Origin of the sequence: Kribbella sp. NPDC004536, assembly GCF_042873835.1 — a bacterium.
In the GTDB taxonomy this organism is placed as follows: Bacteria; Actinomycetota; Actinomycetes; order Propionibacteriales; family Kribbellaceae; genus Kribbella.
This window is the reverse complement of sequence record NZ_JBIALY010000004.1, coordinates 63,123-78,532: the sequence shown is the minus strand read 5'-3', so window position 1 is coordinate 78,532 and position 15,410 is coordinate 63,123. Positions and strand designations below refer to the sequence as shown.

The 15,410-nt window shown below is 68.5% G+C and carries 18 protein-coding genes; 13 read left to right on the top strand and 5 right to left on the bottom strand.

Annotated elements, in window-relative coordinates; translation table 11 throughout:
* The first annotated feature begins 156 nt into the window (after positions 1–156).
* The 9 genes from rpsP to ACFYRU_RS33585 all read left to right on the top strand — a co-directional run bounded on the left by rpsP (position 157) and on the right by ACFYRU_RS33585 (position 5,934).
* Complete coding sequence (gene rpsP / locus ACFYRU_RS33625; RefSeq protein ID WP_387666289.1) at positions 157–654, top strand: 30S ribosomal protein S16; 498 nt, start codon at positions 157–159, stop codon at positions 652–654.
* A 5-nt stretch (positions 655–659) separates the two neighbouring features.
* Positions 660–911 carry an RNA-binding protein gene (locus ACFYRU_RS33620; protein WP_131292053.1) on the top strand — a complete coding sequence of 84 codons (252 nt, stop codon included), beginning with the start codon at positions 660–662 and terminating at the stop codon, positions 909–911.
* A gap of 73 nt (positions 912–984) precedes the next feature.
* Positions 985–1,527 carry a ribosome maturation factor RimM gene (gene rimM, locus ACFYRU_RS33615; RefSeq protein WP_387666286.1) on the top strand — a complete coding sequence of 181 codons (543 nt, stop codon included), beginning with the start codon at positions 985–987 and terminating at the stop codon, positions 1,525–1,527.
* A complete protein-coding gene (trmD, locus tag ACFYRU_RS33610) occupies positions 1,517–2,713 on the top strand; it encodes a tRNA (guanosine(37)-N1)-methyltransferase TrmD (RefSeq protein ID WP_387666284.1) in 1,197 nt (398 codons plus the stop codon). The genes rimM and trmD overlap by 11 nt, the downstream gene beginning before the upstream one ends.
* Before the next feature lie 172 nt (positions 2,714–2,885).
* Positions 2,886–3,245 (top strand): 50S ribosomal protein L19, encoded by a 360-nt coding sequence (gene rplS, locus ACFYRU_RS33605; RefSeq protein WP_131291903.1) that lies wholly within the window; start codon positions 2,886–2,888, stop codon positions 3,243–3,245.
* Between the two features lie 145 nt (positions 3,246–3,390).
* Complete coding sequence (gene lepB / locus ACFYRU_RS33600) at positions 3,391–4,020, top strand: signal peptidase I (protein ID WP_387666281.1); 630 nt, start codon at positions 3,391–3,393, stop codon at positions 4,018–4,020.
* Positions 4,017–4,790 carry a signal peptidase I gene (lepB, locus tag ACFYRU_RS33595; RefSeq protein WP_387666278.1) on the top strand — a complete coding sequence of 258 codons (774 nt, stop codon included), beginning with the start codon at positions 4,017–4,019 and terminating at the stop codon, positions 4,788–4,790. The genes lepB (ACFYRU_RS33600) and lepB (ACFYRU_RS33595) overlap by 4 nt, the downstream gene beginning before the upstream one ends.
* Before the next feature lie 51 nt (positions 4,791–4,841).
* Positions 4,842–5,537, top strand: coding sequence for a ribonuclease HII (locus ACFYRU_RS33590; RefSeq protein WP_387666275.1), 696 nt, complete (start codon positions 4,842–4,844; stop codon positions 5,535–5,537).
* A gap of 73 nt (positions 5,538–5,610) precedes the next feature.
* Positions 5,611–5,934 carry a DUF2469 domain-containing protein gene (locus tag ACFYRU_RS33585; RefSeq protein ID WP_012922325.1) on the top strand — a complete coding sequence of 108 codons (324 nt, stop codon included), beginning with the start codon at positions 5,611–5,613 and terminating at the stop codon, positions 5,932–5,934.
* Between the two features lie 244 nt (positions 5,935–6,178).
* Here ACFYRU_RS33585 and dprA read toward each other — a convergent pair whose 3' ends face one another.
* The 4 genes from dprA to ACFYRU_RS33565 all read right to left on the bottom strand — a co-directional run bounded on the left by dprA (position 6,179) and on the right by ACFYRU_RS33565 (position 11,414).
* A complete protein-coding gene (gene dprA / locus ACFYRU_RS33580) occupies positions 6,179–7,276 on the bottom strand; it encodes a DNA-processing protein DprA (protein WP_387666271.1) in 1,098 nt (365 codons plus the stop codon).
* Positions 7,277–7,731: 455 nt separating this feature from the next.
* Positions 7,732–9,312: a YifB family Mg chelatase-like AAA ATPase gene (locus ACFYRU_RS33575; protein WP_387666268.1), complete on the bottom strand. Its 1,581-nt coding sequence runs from the start codon at positions 9,310–9,312 to the stop codon at positions 7,732–7,734.
* Positions 9,312–9,668: a YraN family protein gene (locus tag ACFYRU_RS33570; RefSeq protein WP_387666266.1), complete on the bottom strand. Its 357-nt coding sequence runs from the start codon at positions 9,666–9,668 to the stop codon at positions 9,312–9,314. The genes ACFYRU_RS33575 and ACFYRU_RS33570 overlap by 1 nt, the downstream gene beginning before the upstream one ends.
* A gap of 108 nt (positions 9,669–9,776) precedes the next feature.
* Positions 9,777–11,414 (bottom strand): APC family permease, encoded by a 1,638-nt coding sequence (locus tag ACFYRU_RS33565; RefSeq protein WP_387666263.1) that lies wholly within the window; start codon positions 11,412–11,414, stop codon positions 9,777–9,779.
* A gap of 136 nt (positions 11,415–11,550) precedes the next feature.
* On the opposite strand from ACFYRU_RS33565, the gene ACFYRU_RS33560 reads away from it, so the two are divergent.
* From ACFYRU_RS33560 to ACFYRU_RS33550, 3 genes are read left to right on the top strand one after another with little or no spacing between them, the layout of a single operon-like run.
* Complete coding sequence (locus tag ACFYRU_RS33560; protein WP_387666260.1) at positions 11,551–12,492, top strand: tyrosine recombinase XerC; 942 nt, start codon at positions 11,551–11,553, stop codon at positions 12,490–12,492.
* A gap of 60 nt (positions 12,493–12,552) precedes the next feature.
* Positions 12,553–13,032: an Rrf2 family transcriptional regulator gene (locus tag ACFYRU_RS33555; RefSeq protein WP_141852253.1), complete on the top strand. Its 480-nt coding sequence runs from the start codon at positions 12,553–12,555 to the stop codon at positions 13,030–13,032.
* A gap of 51 nt (positions 13,033–13,083) precedes the next feature.
* On the top strand, positions 13,084–13,488 hold the full coding sequence (locus ACFYRU_RS33550) for a VOC family protein (protein WP_387666257.1): 405 nt from the start codon (positions 13,084–13,086) through the stop codon (positions 13,486–13,488).
* A gap of 3 nt (positions 13,489–13,491) precedes the next feature.
* On the opposite strand, the gene ACFYRU_RS33545 is transcribed toward ACFYRU_RS33550, so the two are convergent.
* The gene (locus ACFYRU_RS33545; RefSeq protein WP_387666255.1) at positions 13,492–14,130 is read right to left on the bottom strand and encodes a peptidoglycan DD-metalloendopeptidase family protein; all 639 of its coding nucleotides are present in this window, start codon (positions 14,128–14,130) and stop codon (positions 13,492–13,494) included.
* A 290-nt stretch (positions 14,131–14,420) separates the two neighbouring features.
* Here ACFYRU_RS33545 and rpsB point away from each other — a divergent pair, with 290 nt between their 5' ends.
* Positions 14,421–15,380: a 30S ribosomal protein S2 gene (rpsB, locus tag ACFYRU_RS33540; protein ID WP_387666251.1), complete on the top strand. Its 960-nt coding sequence runs from the start codon at positions 14,421–14,423 to the stop codon at positions 15,378–15,380.
* Positions 15,381–15,410: the final 30 nt, after the last annotated feature.

Sequence of the window (15,410 nt, the reverse complement as noted above, 5' to 3'; positions counted from 1 at the left end):
TGGGATCTGGCACAATGTCAGGCTGAGTCCGTCCAGGTTTCGTGCAGCCCTCTAACTCCACTGGCCCGGCCGGCCCATCGAGTGCCGCTGCGTTGTCCCCACGACGCGGTCGTGCTGCTCACCCAGAATGTAATTTCCGAGGGAGACCACCCGAAAGTGGCAGTCAAGATCCGTTTGAAGCGCATCGGCAAGAAGCGCACCCCGCACTACCGCATCGTCGTGATGGACGCCCGCACCAAGCGGGACGGCCGGGCGATCGAGGAGATCGGGATCTACAACCCGAAAACCGAGCCGTCGTTCATCCGCGTCGAGTCGGACCGGGCGCAGTACTGGCTGGGCGTCGGCGCGCAGCCGAGCGAGGCCGTCGAGGCGATCTTCAAGGCCTCCGGCGACTGGCAGAAGTTCAAGGGCCTGGAGGCTCCGGCGCCGCTGCGCGTGGCCGAGCCGAAGCGGGACAAGCAGGAGATCTTCAACGAGGCGCTGGCCGAGGCCCACGGTTCGCTGAAGACCGAGGCCGTCACCGCGAAGAAGACTGCCAAGAAGGCCGAGAAGAAGGACGAGGCTGCGGAGGCCCCCAAGGCTGAGGCCGAGGCCCCCAAGGCTGACGAGGCGCCGAAGGCCGACGAGGCTGCGGCCGAGACCACCGAGGCCTGACGATGATGGAGACCGAGGCGCTCGAGCACCTGGTCCGAGGCATCGTGGACAACCCCGACGACGTCAGCGTCCGGGCCCGGAACCTGCGCCGTGGCCGCACCCTCGAGGTGCACGTCCACCCCGACGACATCGGCAAGGTGATCGGCCGCAACGGCCGCACCGCCACCGCGATCCGTACCGTCGTCGGCGCGCTCAGCTCCGAGTCCTCGCTGCGCATCGACTTCGTCGACGAGTTCAACCGGCGCCCGCGCCGCTGACCTCAGCAGTCCAACCGAAGGGCCGCCCCATCCCGGGTGCGGCCCTTCGTCTCGTACAGAAGGAGTTATGCAGGTGCTGGTGACAGTCGGGCGGATCGGCCGGGCGCACGGGATCAAGGGCGAGGTCGGGATCGACGTGCGCACCGACGAACCGGACCGCCGGTTCGCCGACGGTGCGGTGGTCGTGACGGACGCCAAGGTGTCCCGGACCCTGACCGTGGCCGCGAGCCGCTGGCACAGCGGGAAGCTGCTGGTGAAGTTCGCCGAGGTACCCGACCGGACCGCGGCGGAGCAGCTGCGGAACCTGTTCGTCCAGGCCGAGGTGGCCGACGACGAGCGCCCGGAGGACCCGGACGAGTTCTACGACCGCGACCTGGTCGGCCTGGCGGTACGGACCACCGACGGCGTCGACGTCGGCGCCGTGATCGACGTCGTCCACCTGCCGGCGCAGGACCTGCTGGAGATCCGTCGTACGGCCGGCAACGTGGTGATGGTCCCGCTGGTGGAGGAGCTCGTACCGGAGATCAACGTCGACAAGCAGTACGTCGTCGTCGCGGACCGGCCCGGCCTGCTGGACCCGGACGGCGCCGAGGTGGTCCCGACCGATGAGGCTTGACGTCGTCACGATCTTCCCGGAGTACCTGGCCGCCCTTGACGTCTCCCTGGTCGGAAAGGCTGCCAAGAGCGGCCTGCTGGACGTACACCTGCACGACCTGCGCGACTGGACCCACGACCGGCACAGGACCGTCGACGACACCCCGTACGGCGGGGGAGCCGGCATGGTGATGAGGCCCGAGCCCTGGGGGCAGGCGCTGGACACCATCGCGCCCGTGGACGGTCCCGCACAGCCCAGGCTGATCGTCCCGACGCCTGCGGGACGCCCCTTCACTCAAGAACTCGCCTACGAACTCGCCGCGGAGCCGTGGCTCGCGTTCGCGTGTGGGCGTTACGAGGGCATCGACGCGCGCGTGGCGTCGTACGCGGCCGAGCGGATGCGCGTCGACGAGGTGTCGATCGGCGACTACGTCCTGAACGGCGGTGAGGTCGCCGTACTCGTCATGGTCGAGGCTGTGGCCCGCCTGCTGCCCGGTGTGATCGGCAACCCGGAGTCCCTGGCGGAGGAGTCCCACTCCGGCGATGGCCTGCTCGAGTACCCGGTCTACACGAAGCCGCCCGCGTGGCGCGGTCACGACGTACCAGAGGTCCTGCTGTCCGGGAACCACGGCCTGATCGCGGAGTGGCGCCACGAGGAGTCGGTACGCCGTACCGCCGAGCGTCGGCCGGATCTGCTCGCGGCATGGGGCGACGTGCTGGGCCAGGGCGACGACGCTGCGGGCGTACGGATCCTGCCCGCGACGACCGCCGACGCCGGCGAGATCCACGTACTCCAGCTGGCCGCCTTCCTGTCCGAGGCCCGGCTGTACGACGACTACACGATCCCTCCGCTGACCGACGACCTCACCGCGACCACGGCTCGCGTGGAGCGCGGGAACGTGCTGAAGGCCGTCGCAGGCACCCGCATCGTCGGATCGGTCCAGCTGACCGTGGACGACACGGTGGGTCGGGTCGAGCGGCTCGTCGTGGCCCCGGACTGGCAGGGTCGTGGTCTCGGAGCCCGTCTGCTCCGGGCCGCGGAGCAGCTGGCGCCCGCGGAGGTCATGTCGTACGCGCTCGACACCGGCGCCGCGAGCGAGCGGAACCTGGCGCTCTACCGGAAAGCCGGTTACCGGGAGGTCGGCCGGAAGACGCAGACGCCCAAGGTCGAGCTGGTGTACCTGGCCAAGCGCCGTCGCCGTAAGTAGGGGACACCAGCGGATTTCGTCACCGTGTGGGGCGTGTGGCAAGATTGTCTGCTGCTGCCCTTCGGTGCTCCTGCCACAGGGGGTGACCACCGACCGGCAGCCTTCTGATGACTTCATCACCACCGAGATTCGTGGGTGACCTGTGGCACGCGCGAGAAAGAGACACCTGAAGATGAGCAACGTCCTGAACGAGCTCGACAACGCGAGCAAGCGCGACGACATCCCCGCCTTCCGCCCCGGTGACACCGTCAAGGTGCACGTCAAGGTCGTCGAGGGCAACCGGTCCCGCGTCCAGGTCTTCCAGGGTGTCGTGATCCGCCGCCAGGGTGGCGGCCTGCAGGAGACCTTCACGGTCCGCAAGGTCAGCTTCGGCGTCGGTGTCGAGCGGACCTTCCCGCTGCACACCCCGATCGTCGAGAAGATCGAGGTCGTCACCCGCGGCGACGTCCGCCGCGCCAAGCTGTACTACCTGCGCGAGCTGCGCGGTAAGGCGGCGAAGATCAAGGAGAAGCGCGAAGTTCCGGCCTCCTGACGCCGCGTAACGACGACGGTCACCTATGGCGCCGAGCACTGCGACTCGCGCTCGCCCTCGGCCGGTATCGACGAGGGCACGTCGCAGCAAGGGACGGCACCGCAGGCTGAAGCAGCGGAATCCGCTGCTCAGCCTGCTCGTCGAGATGAGCACCGTCACGGCGCTCGCGCTCGTCATCACAGTCATCCTGCGGCTGTTCGTGGCCGAGGCCTTCTACGTCCCGTCGGAGTCGATGTACGACACCCTGACCAAGGACGACCGGATCCTGGCCGAGAAGATCAGCTACATGCACCGCGACGTCGACCGCGGTGACATCATCGTCTTCAAGGACCCGGCCAACTGGCTGAACGAGGCGCCGACCGAGCCGGGCACGCTGCGCCGGATCGGTGAGTTCGTCGGCATCCTGCCGCGCAGCGGCGAGGGTCACCTGGTGAAGCGGGTGATCGGCATCGGCGGCGACCGGGTGGTCTGCTGCAACAAGCAGGGCCAGATCACCGTCAACGGCATCGCGCTGGACGAGCGGGAGTACCTGCTCAAGGACGCCAAGCCGTCCGAGATCCCCTTCAACGTGCTGGTGCCGCCCGGCCATCTGTGGGTGATGGGGGACAATCGCGCCGAGTCGGCCGACTCCCGCGCGCACATGGGCGGCCCCGGCGGCGGATTCGTACCGGTCGAGAACGTGGTTGGCCGGGCCTGTTGCGTAATCTGGCCGTCTGACCGGATGACGATGCTGCGTCCTCCGGATACCTTCAAGAAGCCGGGGCTGAAGAAGTGACCGATACACCGACCAAGCCGGACGCCAAGGACGCCAAACCTGGCCACCGCTCGGGGTTCGCGGCGGCCGCCCGCGAGTTCGTGCTGATCGTGGTCGGCGCCCTGATCGTGTCGTCGATCCTGCGGGCGTTCGTCGGGCAGATGTTCATCATCCCGAGCGAGTCGATGGAGAACACCCTGCTGGTCGGTGACCGGGTCGTGGTGGAGAAGCTCACCGACGTCAAGCGCGGCGACGTGGTCGTGTTCGAGGACCCGGGCGGCTGGCTCGGCCAGGAGGAGAGCGGCCAGAAGCGCGGCTCGGTCGGCCGGTTCTTCGAGATCGTCGGCCTGCTGCCGGACTCGAGCCACGGTCACCTGATCAAGCGCCTGATCGGCATGCCGGGCGACAAGGTGGCCTGCTGCGACGCCAAGGGCCGCATCCTGGTGAACGGTCAGCCGCTGGACGAGACCGGCTACCTGTACCCGGGCGACGCACCGTCCCAGATGGAGTTCCAGGTCACCGTCCCGGCCGGCCGGATCTTCGTGATGGGCGATCACCGTTCCGCCTCCGGCGACTCCCGCGTACACCTGCAGGACCTGGACGCGAACGGCGGCAACCAGGGCGACGCGGCGTTCGTACCGCTCGACAAGGTCACCGGACGCGCGATCGCGATCGTCTGGCCGGCCGGCCGCTGGGCCAAACTCGGCGTCCCCGACACCTTCAAAGCGGTCCCGGCCCCCGGCCCCGCGCCGGACAAACCCTCGATATCCCTCACCCCACCCCCGAAGTGAGAACCTGTCGCCGCTGACGCCTAGGGTGAGTTGTGTGATGCGGAGGTCTGGATGAGCGCGTTGCCGCGCGGGAGCACGGTACGGCGGGACGCCGGGCTGTACGGGTACGAGCGGGCCCTGCGCAGGGTCGGCCTGGACCCGATCGCCGGCGTCGACGAGGCCGGTCGTGGGCCGTGTGCGGGGCCGCTGGTGGCGGCGGCCGTGATCCTGCCGGAGGGCAAGCGCGGCCAGATCCCGGAGCTCGCCGATTCCAAGCTGCTGACCGCGAAGGCGCGGGACCGGTGCTACGACCAGATCCGGCAGCGGGCGCTCGCGTGGTCGGTGGTGTCGATCGAGGCCGCGGAGTGCGACCGCCTCGGCATGCACGTCGCGAATGTGGAAGCCCTCCGCCGCGCGTTGTTCCGCCTGGACGTCCGCCCGTCGTACGTCCTCACCGACGGCTTCGGCGTCGACGGTCTCGGCGTACCGGGCCTGGCGATCTGGAAGGGTGACCGCGTGGCGGCTTGCATCGCGGCGGCGTCCGTGATCGCGAAGGTGACCCGCGACCGGGTGATGGAGCACTGGGACAAGGAGTACCCGCAGTACGGCTTCGGCATTCACAAGGGCTACTGCACCCCGGAACACCAGGCGGCACTGGACGAATACGGCCCGTGCCCACAACATCGCCGCCGGTTTGAGAATGTCCGCCGCAGTCTGCGACCCGATATGGGACAGAATGTGACCAGTCCCACCGGAGTGGAGAGCTGAACGTGAGCGAGCGAACCGATGATGCAGCGCCCCGCAGCGCTCATGCAGGAACCGAGCGCAGTGAGGTGCAGGCATGAGCGCTGACGACCTTGAGAAGTACGAGACCGATATGGAGCTGCAGCTCTATCGGGAGTACAAGGACGTCGTCGGGATCTTCAAGTACGTCGTCGAGACCGAGCGGCGCTTCTACCTGTGCAACGCGGTCGACCTGAAGGTCCGCACCGAGGGCGGCGACGTGTACTTCGAGGTCACGATGGCCGACGCCTGGGTCTGGGACGTCTACCGTTCCGCCCGCTTCGTCAAGAACGCGAAGGTCGTGACCTTCCGCGACGTCAACATCGAAGAACTGGCCAAATCCGACCTCGAAGTCCCCAAAGACTCCGACTTCGGCCGCTAACCCCACCCCGCGACGAACCCCCGCTCCCAGCAACGAACTGACGCCAGCCAACCCAGGCCGCCGCCCGCACGAACACCGCACACGGCAGCCTGCTCAAAGCCACGCCGTCCCGCCGGCGCACTTGCCCGCACACTTGCCGCGCACTCGCCCGGCGTCGGCTGGGCGGACGCTGGCTGGGCGCGCGGCGGATGGCTGGGCGGGCGGTTGGGTTCGTTTCGGTCGGCCGGGAAGCCTGTGTGGGTCGTCAGGGGGTGGTGTCTGGTTCGATGGTGGTTGGTGGTAGGTGCCAGCCGGTCTCGTCGCGTTGGACCAGGGAGAGGTCGGCGAGGTATTCCAGGCACTCGCGGGTGGTGCTGAGGTCCAGGCCGGCGTCGATGGCGATTCGTTCGGCGGACGCGGCCTTGTGGGCGGGGACGGCGTCCAAGGTGCGGCGGTGGTCGTGGTCGAGTTGGTCGTACGGGGTGGTGGGGACGACTCGATGGGGCGCCAGGTGGGTGCCCAGCGGGGAGATTGCTTCGATGATCTCGGCGACGTTGGTGACGAGGACGGCGCCGCGTTCGCGGATCAGCAGATGGGTGCCCTCGGACATCCGGGATGTGACGGGCCCCGGAACTGCCAGGACTGCTCGCCCGCACTGCTCGGCCCAGCCGGCGCTGTTTAGAGCGCCGCTTCGGGCTGCTGCTTCGATCACGACGACGCCTCGAGTGGCGGCCGCGATCAGTCGATTTCGCGCCAGGAAGCGCAGCTTGGTCGGGGGAAATCCTAATGGAAGCTCGCTCACGATCAGCCCCTGTTCAGCGATCAGGCTGAGTAACGCCGAGTTGCGTCGCGGATAGAACTTGTCGACGCCGGATGCCAGCACGGCGATCGTCGCGCCGGACGCGGCGAGAGCTCCTCGGTGAGCAGCCGCGTCGATCCCGTATGCCCCACCGGACACCACCACGAACCCGTTGTCCGCGAGCCCCGACGACAACTCGGCCGCGACATGTTCGCCATACGACGAACTTGCACGTGATCCAACCATCGCGACCGACTGATCGAGCGCGGTCCGCAGGTTCAGCGGCCCCCTGGCCCAGAGCCCGAACGGGACCCCTGCCCGGCGTGCGAGCTGACCCGCCTCCGCCAGGACGTCGACTTGCTCCGGCCATTCGTCGTCGCCAGGAATGATGAATCGCGCGCCGACATCCGCAGCTCGCTCCAGATCGCGCTTCGGGTCGGTCTCCGACAACCGTGGTGACCACCGTTCGGTTCCGGGGGCTTTCCGAATCAGCACGTCCCAGATCTCCGCTGGAGCCATTCCGTCGAACATCCGTAACGCCTTCAGGTCTCCAGGCTCGATCACCCGACACAGTCCAACCCGCGCCAGCCTGTCGTCGTCCCTGCCTCCGCCGCTCAGCACTTTCCTTCCCGAACCCCTGCCGGTCCCTGAACCTCCGCCAGACTCGGCGGTCACCTCCGCGCCTGCGAAGGCTAAGGAGTCTGGTGCGACTTCTGCGGTGAGGCCGGTTGGGAGAGCGGACGCCGGAGCTGAGATGAGGTTCCCGGTCGGAACAGAGGCTAGGTCTGCGGTGAGTGTCCTGGCCCGGGTAGTGCCTGGAGCGGCCGCGAGGACTGCGGCCGGGCTGATGTTGGGACTGGCGGGAGTGGTCGCCGCGGGGTCAAGGCTGATGTTGGGACTGCTGGGAGCGGTCGCCGTTGGGTCCGGGCTGATGGTGGTGGGTTCCGTGGCCACCGGAATCGGTGCGTTGATTCGGATGGCTGCGGTGCGTCGGGCCAAGCGGAGGGCTGTTGGATTGGTCATGACAGCGGTCCTTTGAGGGGGCGGGCGTCGGCAAGGTCAGTGAGGGGTTCGCCCGTTCGGAGTTGAAAGGCTTCGTAGGTCAGCTCGGGCGTTGGGCGAGTCATGCCTTGCAGGTCGGCCAGGGTCCAGGCGAGGCGAACTACGCGGTCGAGGCCTCGAGCGGTGATGCGGCCGGCCGAGTAGAGATCCTCAAGGAGCCTTTGGCTGGTGTCGTCGAGTGGATGGTCTCGGCGGAGGATCGGGCCGGGGACCTCGCTGTTGAGGGTCCAGCTCGTCGCTGTGTAGCGGAGCGCCTGTCGATCACGGGCGGTCTTGACCCGGTCAGCCACGACGGCGGTTGATTCGGATGTCTGGCTGTCGCCGACTGTTCGGGCTGCGGGGAGGATCTGGCGCTGGATGTCGAGCCGGTCCTTGATCGGGCCGCTGATCCGTTGCCGGTAGCGCATGAGGACCTGCGGCGTGCAGGTGCACGAAGTGCTCTGGTCTGTCCCGGACAGTCCGCACGGGCACGGATTCGCCGCCATCACGAGCATGAACCTGGCGGGGAACTTGGCGACCGCGGCGGAGCGGTGGATCTCGATGTATCCGGACTCGAGGGGTTGCCGCAGCGTGTCGAGGGTCAGCGGATGCATCTCGGCGGCTTCGTCGATGAACAGGACGCCGCGGTGTGCGCAGCTGATCGCTCCCGGGCGCGGCACACCTGAGCCGCCGCCGACCAGGCTGGCCAACGATGCCGTGTGGTGCGGTGCGATGAACGGCGGACGGGTGACGAGCTCGGCATCGCTGGTCAGCAAGCCGGCCAGCGAATGTACAGCCGAGACCTCGAGCGCGTCCTCCATCGAGAGCTCAGGCAGAAGGCCACCCAGACGTTCGGCGAGCATGGTCTTCCCGGAGCCTGGTGGGCCGTGCAGGAACAGGTTGTGGCCGCCCGCGGCCGCGGCCTCGATTGCGCGTCGTCCGTCGCGGTGGCCGATCACGTCGTTGAGGTCGACGTCCGGTACCCGGGTCAGCGAGTCGGACAACAGCCGGGGCTCGGCTCGCGGTGGTGCTTCGTCGGGAATCTCCACGCCGCGTAGCAGAGCGAGAATCTGGCGCAGCGAGCGCACACCGTACACCTCGATGCCGGGGACCAGGCGGGCCTCGTTGGCGTTCAGCTCTGGGACGACGATGCGGTCGAAGCCGGCGCGGGCGGCTGCCAGCGTCATGGCCAGCGCGCCGCGGACCTCGCGAACTCGGCCGTCGAGGCCGAGCTCGCCGATGATCGCGGTCCGTCGTAGCGCATCGCGGTCGATGACCCCGGCCGCGGTGAGCAGACTGAGCGCGATGGCGACGTCGTAGTGCGAACCGGTCTTGGGAAGCGTCGCCGGTGACAGGCCGATGGTGATCTTGCGATCGGGGAATCGCTCGCCGCTGTTGACGACGGCGGCGCGGACCCGGTCGCGGGCCTCGGTCAGCGAGGCGTCCGGCAGACCGATGAGGGTGGTCTTCGGCAGGCCTTGGGAGATGTCGGTCTCGACCTCGACCAGGTGACCTTCCAGGCCGACGAGGGCGACCGACCAGGTGTGGGCGAGCGCCATCAGGCCGCACCTCGGAGGTGGTCCACGCTCGGCGGGGTGTGGTTGTCGAAGACGATCGCGATGATGTCGATCCGGATCGCCGACGGCCGGATCTCGTGGGTCTGCAGCCAGCGTCCGGCCAGCTTGCGAAGCGTCGTCAGCTTCTTGTAGGTGATCGACTCCAGCGGCGAGCCGTAGTTCGGTCCGCGGCGGGTCTTGACCTCACAGATGACCAAGGTGCCGGCTTCGCGGGCGACGATGTCGATTTCGCCCAGATCACAACGCCAGTTGCGCTCCAGCACCGAGAAACCGTTGCTGGTGAGGTACCTCGCGGCGAGATCTTCGCCGTACTGCCCGACTGCTGTCCTGGTCCGCATCGATGACCACCTCCGGCAGAGAAGATGCCGGGATCCGGCCGGATTTCAGCAGTCATTTTTCAGCTGTGGAAAACCATCGCGTCGTGCGGACCGCAGCAGATCAGCGGATCAGTTGCGCATGTGTTTGCCGCGGGTCGGTTTCGGCGGTTGCTGCTGCTCGGGCGGGATGCGGATGGCCCGCAGCTCGGTGGGCCGGTCGTGGTCCTGGCGGATCGCTTGCAGGCCGCCGGTGCCGGGGTCGGTGTCGCCGAGGTCGAAGTCCCAGCTGTCCTCGTTGGCGAGGCGGCTGTGCCAGCGGCCGTAGAGGCCGTAGATCGCGATGCCGATCGCCATCCAGATGAAGAACTTGATCCAGGTGCCGGTCTTCAGGTTGAGCATCAGCCACAGCGTCGCGCCGAGCGACAGCAGCGGGATGAGCGGGACCATCGGCACCCGGAAGCCGCGTTCGAGGTTCGGTTCCGTACGGCGCAGGCGGAGCACGCCGACGGCGCAGAACGCGAAGCAGAACAGGGCTCCGATGACCAGGAGTTCCTCGAGTTCGAGCACCTTGGGGTAGAGCGTGAGGACCAGGGCGGCGACGCCGGCGGCGGTCGCGGCGCGGGCCGGGGAGGAGTACACCCGGCTGACCCGGCCGAGGCTCTTCGGGAGCAGGCCGTCGCGGCCCATGTTGAACAGCACCCGGCTCTGCGCGATCAGAACCACCATGATCACGGTCATCAACGCGAGCAGGGCTCCGAGATTGACCACCTTCGCGGCCCAGCCGACGCCGACCGCGGCGAGTGCCTCGGAGACGGGCGCGGAGCCGCCGAGTTTCGCGTACGGGCGCATGCCGACCAGGACGACCGCCATCGCGATGTAAAGGATCGTCACCACACCGACGCCGAGCAGCATGCCCTGCGGCACGGTCTTGCGCGGGCTGCGGGCGTCCTCGGACGCGGTCGCGATCAGGTCGAAACCGATGTAGGCGAACACGATCGTGCTCGCGGCCGTGAAGATGCCCATCGTCCCGAACGAGCCGAACGCGGAGTCCAGCACCCAGCCGAGCACGGTCGGATCGGCCTTGGCGGGCGCGGCCCGGGCGGTCGGCACGAACGGGTGGTAGTTCGCCATCTTGATGTGCGCCGCACCGATGACCACGACCAGCAGGATCACGGCGACCTTGGCGACCACGACGATGGTCAGCACCCGGGACGACAGCTTCGTGCCGGTCACGATCAGCGCGGTCAGGATCAGCAGCAGCAGCGGAGCGACCAGGTTGACCTTCGCTTCAGGCCCGAAGAACTGCGCGATTCCGCTCGGCAGCGTGACGCCGAACCCGTCCAGGGTGGCAAGGAAGTACGCCGACCAGACCCGAGCGACGATCGCCGCCGCGGTGACGAGTTCGAGGACAAGTGCCCAGCCGACCAGCCATGCCCACGCTTCGCCGAACGTCACGTAGCTGAACGTGTATGCGCTGCCGGAGACCGGGATCGTGGACGACAGTTCGGCGTAGCAGGCCGCGGCCAGCAGGCAGACGATCGCGGCGATCACGAACGACAGGATCACCGCCGGTCCGGCGACGTTCGCCGCCTGGACGCCGCTGATGCTGAAGATGCCTGAGCCGATCATCACGCCCAGGCCGAGTACAACCAGGTCGCGACGACCGAACAGGCGCGGCAGACGGTGCCGCGCATCCTCGACTCGAGTGAACGCCGACTCGACCGGCAGGCGCCGGCCTACGGTCTGTCCGTTCGCTGAGGGGGCCATGGTCAGGGGTGCCTCCGTTGCTACTAGGGCAATCGGGCCGAACAGTAGTCGACCGTTGGGCTATCGACCAGACCTCCTTTTCCCGGCCCCCGCGCGGTGGCTTGCGGTGCCGGGGCGGCTCCCGCATCGTCAGGGTATGGCGCCGGACGAAGTCAGCGGGATCCCTTCCTGGCCGGAAGGTTTCACTGCGTTACTGGCTGACTACGAAAGGCATCTGACGGCGGAAAGAGACCTCAGCACTCACTCGGTGAGAGCCTACATCGGCGATGTGGCGGATTTACTCGAACATTTGATTCGGCTTGGTCACGATGATCTCGACGGGCTCGACATCCGCGGGCTGCGGTCCTGGCTGGCCAAACAGCAAAGTCTGGGGAAATCCCGCAGCACGATGGCCCGCCGCGCGACGGCCGCAAGGGTGTTTACGGGCTGGGCGCAACGAACTGGACGGATCGGTACGGATCCCGGAGCGTTGCTGGCCAGCCCCAAGGCGCACAAGACGCTGCCGGGTGTGCTCAACCAGGCCGACACCCGCACGGTGCTCGACGCCGCCGCCGTCGCCGCGGACGACGGCAGCCCGGTCGGGCTCCGCGACCTCGCGATCATGGAACTGCTCTACGCCACCGGCATCCGGGTCGGCGAGTTGTGCGCTCTCGACGTCGACGACATCGACCGGTCGCGGCGCGTCGTCCGGGTGTTCGGCAAGGGGCGGAAGGAGCGGTCGGTCCCGTACGGCGTACCGGCCGGGCAGGCGCTCGAACGGTGGTTGGCGGAGGCCCGGCCGAAGCTGGCGCGGGAGGGGAGCGGGCCGGCCGCGTTCCTGGGTGCGCGCGGCGGCCGGATCGATCAGCGAGCGGTCCGCCGGCTGGTGCACGAGCGGGTCGAGGCCGTCGTCGACGCGGACATGGCTCCGCACGGCCTCCGCCACACCGCGGCAACGCATCTGCTCGAAGGCGGGGCGGATCTGCGCAGCGTGCAGGAACTGCTCGGGCACGCGTCGCTCGCGACCACCCAGATCTACACCCATATCTCCAACGATCGGCTCCGGCAGGCCTATCAGCAGGCGCATCCCCGGGCCTGAGGCCGGGTCGTCCGCGAGGAATGCGGCCGGTGGGTGCCGTAATGCGGCAGACTGCGGAACATGCGGGTTTCGGCGAAGTCTGACTATGCGTTGCGAGCTCTGATCGAGATCACCCAACGGTGGGTGGCCAACGACCATTCGGTGGTGTCGGCCGAGGAGTTGAGCCGGGCGCAGGGGATTCCGCACGGATTCCTGCAGGGCATCCTCGCCGACCTGCGCCGGGCCGGCGTGCTGTCCAGCCAGCGCGGACAGTCCGGTGGCTGGCGGCTGGCCGTGGACCCGAACGAGATCTCGGTCGCGGACGTGATGCGCGCCGTCGACGGCCCGATCGTGAGCATCTCCGGCGTGCGTCCGGAGAGCGTGTCCTACAACGAGCACGCGGTCGTCCTGCAGCGGGTCTGGATCGCGGCGCGGGCCAGTCTGCGCGACGTACTCGAGAACACCACGCTGACCGATCTCGCCAAGAACAAGCTCCCGGCCGGCGTCGAGCGCCGCTCGCGGGACGAGGACGCGTGGCAGGCGCGGGTCCCGGGCAGCTGACCGAGTGCTACAGTCTTGGCTTATATAAGTGGAGACTGTAGGAGATGAATGATGGCCGAGCAGCAGATCAAGACGTTCCTGATGTTCGAGGGCGGCGCGGAGCAGGCGATGAACTTCTACCTGTCGCTGTTCACCGACGCCGAGGTGGTGTCGATGGCCAAGTACGGCCCCGAAGGGCCCGGCCCGGAGGGGTCGGTGATGGTGGCCGTGTTCCGGCTGGCCGGGCAGCAGTTCATGTGCAGTGACAGCTTCCAGCACCATGGCTTCACCTTCACGCCTTCGATGTCGTTGTTCGTGGACTGTGCGGACGAGGCCGAGCTCGAACGGCTGTACAACGCGCTGGTCGAGGGCGGTGGCGCGCTGATGCCGCTGGGTGAGTACGGGTTCAGCAAGAAGTTCGGGTGGGTCAACGACCGGTTCGGGGTGTCGTGGCAGCTCAACCTGCCGCACCCGTGAGGCTCATTGCCGTCTGAGCAGCAGACCGCCGGCCAGCGTCAGGGCGGCCGTGGCAGCGACGACGAGCCTCGCGGCGCGCCGATTCCGATCGGCCGAGTTGGCGACCGGAACGGCCGGAGGCGGCGGTGCGGCCGCGGCTCGTGAGGCGGGCGCGAGCGGCGGGGCGGGCAGGGGAGCTGTCAGTCCCGCCCGGGGCAGCAGCGGGAGTAGTCGGACCGGAGGGCGGGGGAGTAGTGACAGCGGATTCAGGTACTGCTTGCCTTGAAGCAGGCCCCAGTGCAGGCAGGTCCTGGGTGGGCAGTGGGTGCCCGCGGCGGACAGGCGGCCGATGACGGTGCCGGTTTGCACGGACGCCCCGACCGGTACGTCGGCGGCGACGGGCTCGTACGTCGTGCGGCGGGTGCCGTACGTGATCGTGACGACGCCGCGCCCGGCGAGCGGTCCCGCGTACGTGACGGTGCCCGGGGTGGCGGCGAGGACGGGTTGGCCGGGGCGGCCGAGGAGGTCGACGCCGCGGTGGCCGGGCAGCCACGGTTCGGCGGGCAGTTCGAAGCCGTGGACGACCTCGGGGCGTGGTTGAAGGGGCCAGTCGGAGGCGTGGGCGGACGGGGGATCGGCCGGGGGCAGGGCGGTGATGTTCATGCCAGAGAAAGTGCCGTGGTTTCGTGGTCGTCCGACCGGTGATTCCGAGATTGTGGACAACGGCGCCCGGTTCGCGTTGCGGGCACGGGGTCACGTACACTTCCGGTGGCGTCCCATCTAGGTGGGACGACTACGCATGCCCGCACGAACTGTGACGGTCCTCGGTCCTGGAGCTTGCTCCGGGTGGATCGGCGCGACGGGCATCAGGAGCCACGGGTCACCCGATCCGCGGCGGTACAACCGAGAACCAGGCCCGGATCGAGCGACCCGGGCCGCCAAAGGAGACACTCATGGCCGTCGTGACCATGAAGCAGCTGCTCGAGAGCGGCGTGCACTTCGGGCACCAGACCCGGCGCTGGAACCCGAAGATGAAGCGCTACATCCTCACCGAGCGCAACGGCATCTACATCATCGACCTGCAGCAGTCGCTGTCCTACATCGACCGGGCGTACGAGTTCGTCCGCAGCACGGTCGCCTCCGGTGGCGCGATCCTGTTCGTCGGTACCAAGAAGCAGGCGCAGGAAGCGATCGCCGAGCAGGCGACCCGGGTCGGGATGCCGTACGTGAACCAGCGCTGGCTGGGCGGCATGTTGACCAACTTCCAGACTGTGAACAAGCGGCTCCAGCGCCTGAAGGAGCTCGAGCTCATCGACTTCGACGACGTCGCCGCGTCCGGTGTCACGAAGAAGGAGCTGCTGCAGAAGCGTCGCGAGCACGACAAGCTGCTCAAGACCCTCGGCGGTATCCGCGACATGGCCCGGGTCCCGGCCGCCGTGTGGATCGTGGACACCAAGAAGGAGCACCTCGCGGTCGACGAGGCGCGCAAGCTGAAGCTGCCGATCATCGGCATCCTCGACACCAACTGCGACCCGGACGAGGTCGACTACCCGATTCCGGGTAACGACGACGCGATCCGCTCGGTCGGCCTGCTCACCCGGGTCGTCGCCGACGCCGTCGCGGACGGTCTGATGGGCCGCTCCGGCCAGGGCTCCGCCGCCGCCGGCGAGGAGCTGGGCCAGGAAGAGCCGCTGGCCGCCTGGGAGCGGGAGCTGCTGGAGAGCCAGAACGGCGCCACCGAGGCCAAGGCCGAGGGTGCCGCGGAGGCCCCGGCCGCGGAGGCCCCCGCCGCGGAGGCTGCCGCGACCGACGTCCTGACCGAGCCGGTCGCGACCGACGCCGAGGTCACCGAGGCCAAGGACGAGGCCAAGGACGAGGTCAAGGACGAGGCCCCGAAGGCCGACGAGGCCTGACAGCCCGCTGGGTGCCGCCCGGGTCCGCCC

Bases quoted from the DNA above. Each gene is read 5' to 3' on its own strand.
- ACFYRU_RS33620 (WP_131292053.1), top strand. From the start codon at position 660: ATGGAGACCGAGGCGCTCGAGCACCTGGTCCGAGGCATCGTGGACAAC.
- trmD (WP_387666284.1), top strand. From the start codon at position 1,517: ATGAGGCTTGACGTCGTCACGATCTTCCCGGAGTACCTGGCCGCCCTT.
- rplS (WP_131291903.1), top strand. From the start codon at position 2,886: ATGAGCAACGTCCTGAACGAGCTCGACAACGCGAGCAAGCGCGACGAC.
- lepB (WP_387666281.1), top strand. From the start codon at position 3,391: ATGAGCACCGTCACGGCGCTCGCGCTCGTCATCACAGTCATCCTGCGG.
- ACFYRU_RS33590 (WP_387666275.1), top strand. From the start codon at position 4,842: ATGAGCGCGTTGCCGCGCGGGAGCACGGTACGGCGGGACGCCGGGCTG.
- ACFYRU_RS33585 (WP_012922325.1), top strand. From the start codon at position 5,611: ATGAGCGCTGACGACCTTGAGAAGTACGAGACCGATATGGAGCTGCAG.
- ACFYRU_RS33575 (WP_387666268.1), bottom strand. From the start codon at position 9,312: ATGGCGCTCGCCCACACCTGGTCGGTCGCCCTCGTCGGCCTGGAAGGT.
- ACFYRU_RS33570 (WP_387666266.1), bottom strand. From the start codon at position 9,668: ATGCGGACCAGGACAGCAGTCGGGCAGTACGGCGAAGATCTCGCCGCG.
- ACFYRU_RS33565 (WP_387666263.1), bottom strand. From the start codon at position 11,414: ATGGCCCCCTCAGCGAACGGACAGACCGTAGGCCGGCGCCTGCCGGTC.
- ACFYRU_RS33560 (WP_387666260.1), top strand. From the start codon at position 11,551: ATGGCGCCGGACGAAGTCAGCGGGATCCCTTCCTGGCCGGAAGGTTTC.
- ACFYRU_RS33555 (WP_141852253.1), top strand. From the start codon at position 12,553: ATGCGGGTTTCGGCGAAGTCTGACTATGCGTTGCGAGCTCTGATCGAG.
- ACFYRU_RS33550 (WP_387666257.1), top strand. From the start codon at position 13,084: ATGGCCGAGCAGCAGATCAAGACGTTCCTGATGTTCGAGGGCGGCGCG.
- ACFYRU_RS33545 (WP_387666255.1), bottom strand. From the start codon at position 14,130: ATGAACATCACCGCCCTGCCCCCGGCCGATCCCCCGTCCGCCCACGCC.
- rpsB (WP_387666251.1), top strand. From the start codon at position 14,421: ATGGCCGTCGTGACCATGAAGCAGCTGCTCGAGAGCGGCGTGCACTTC.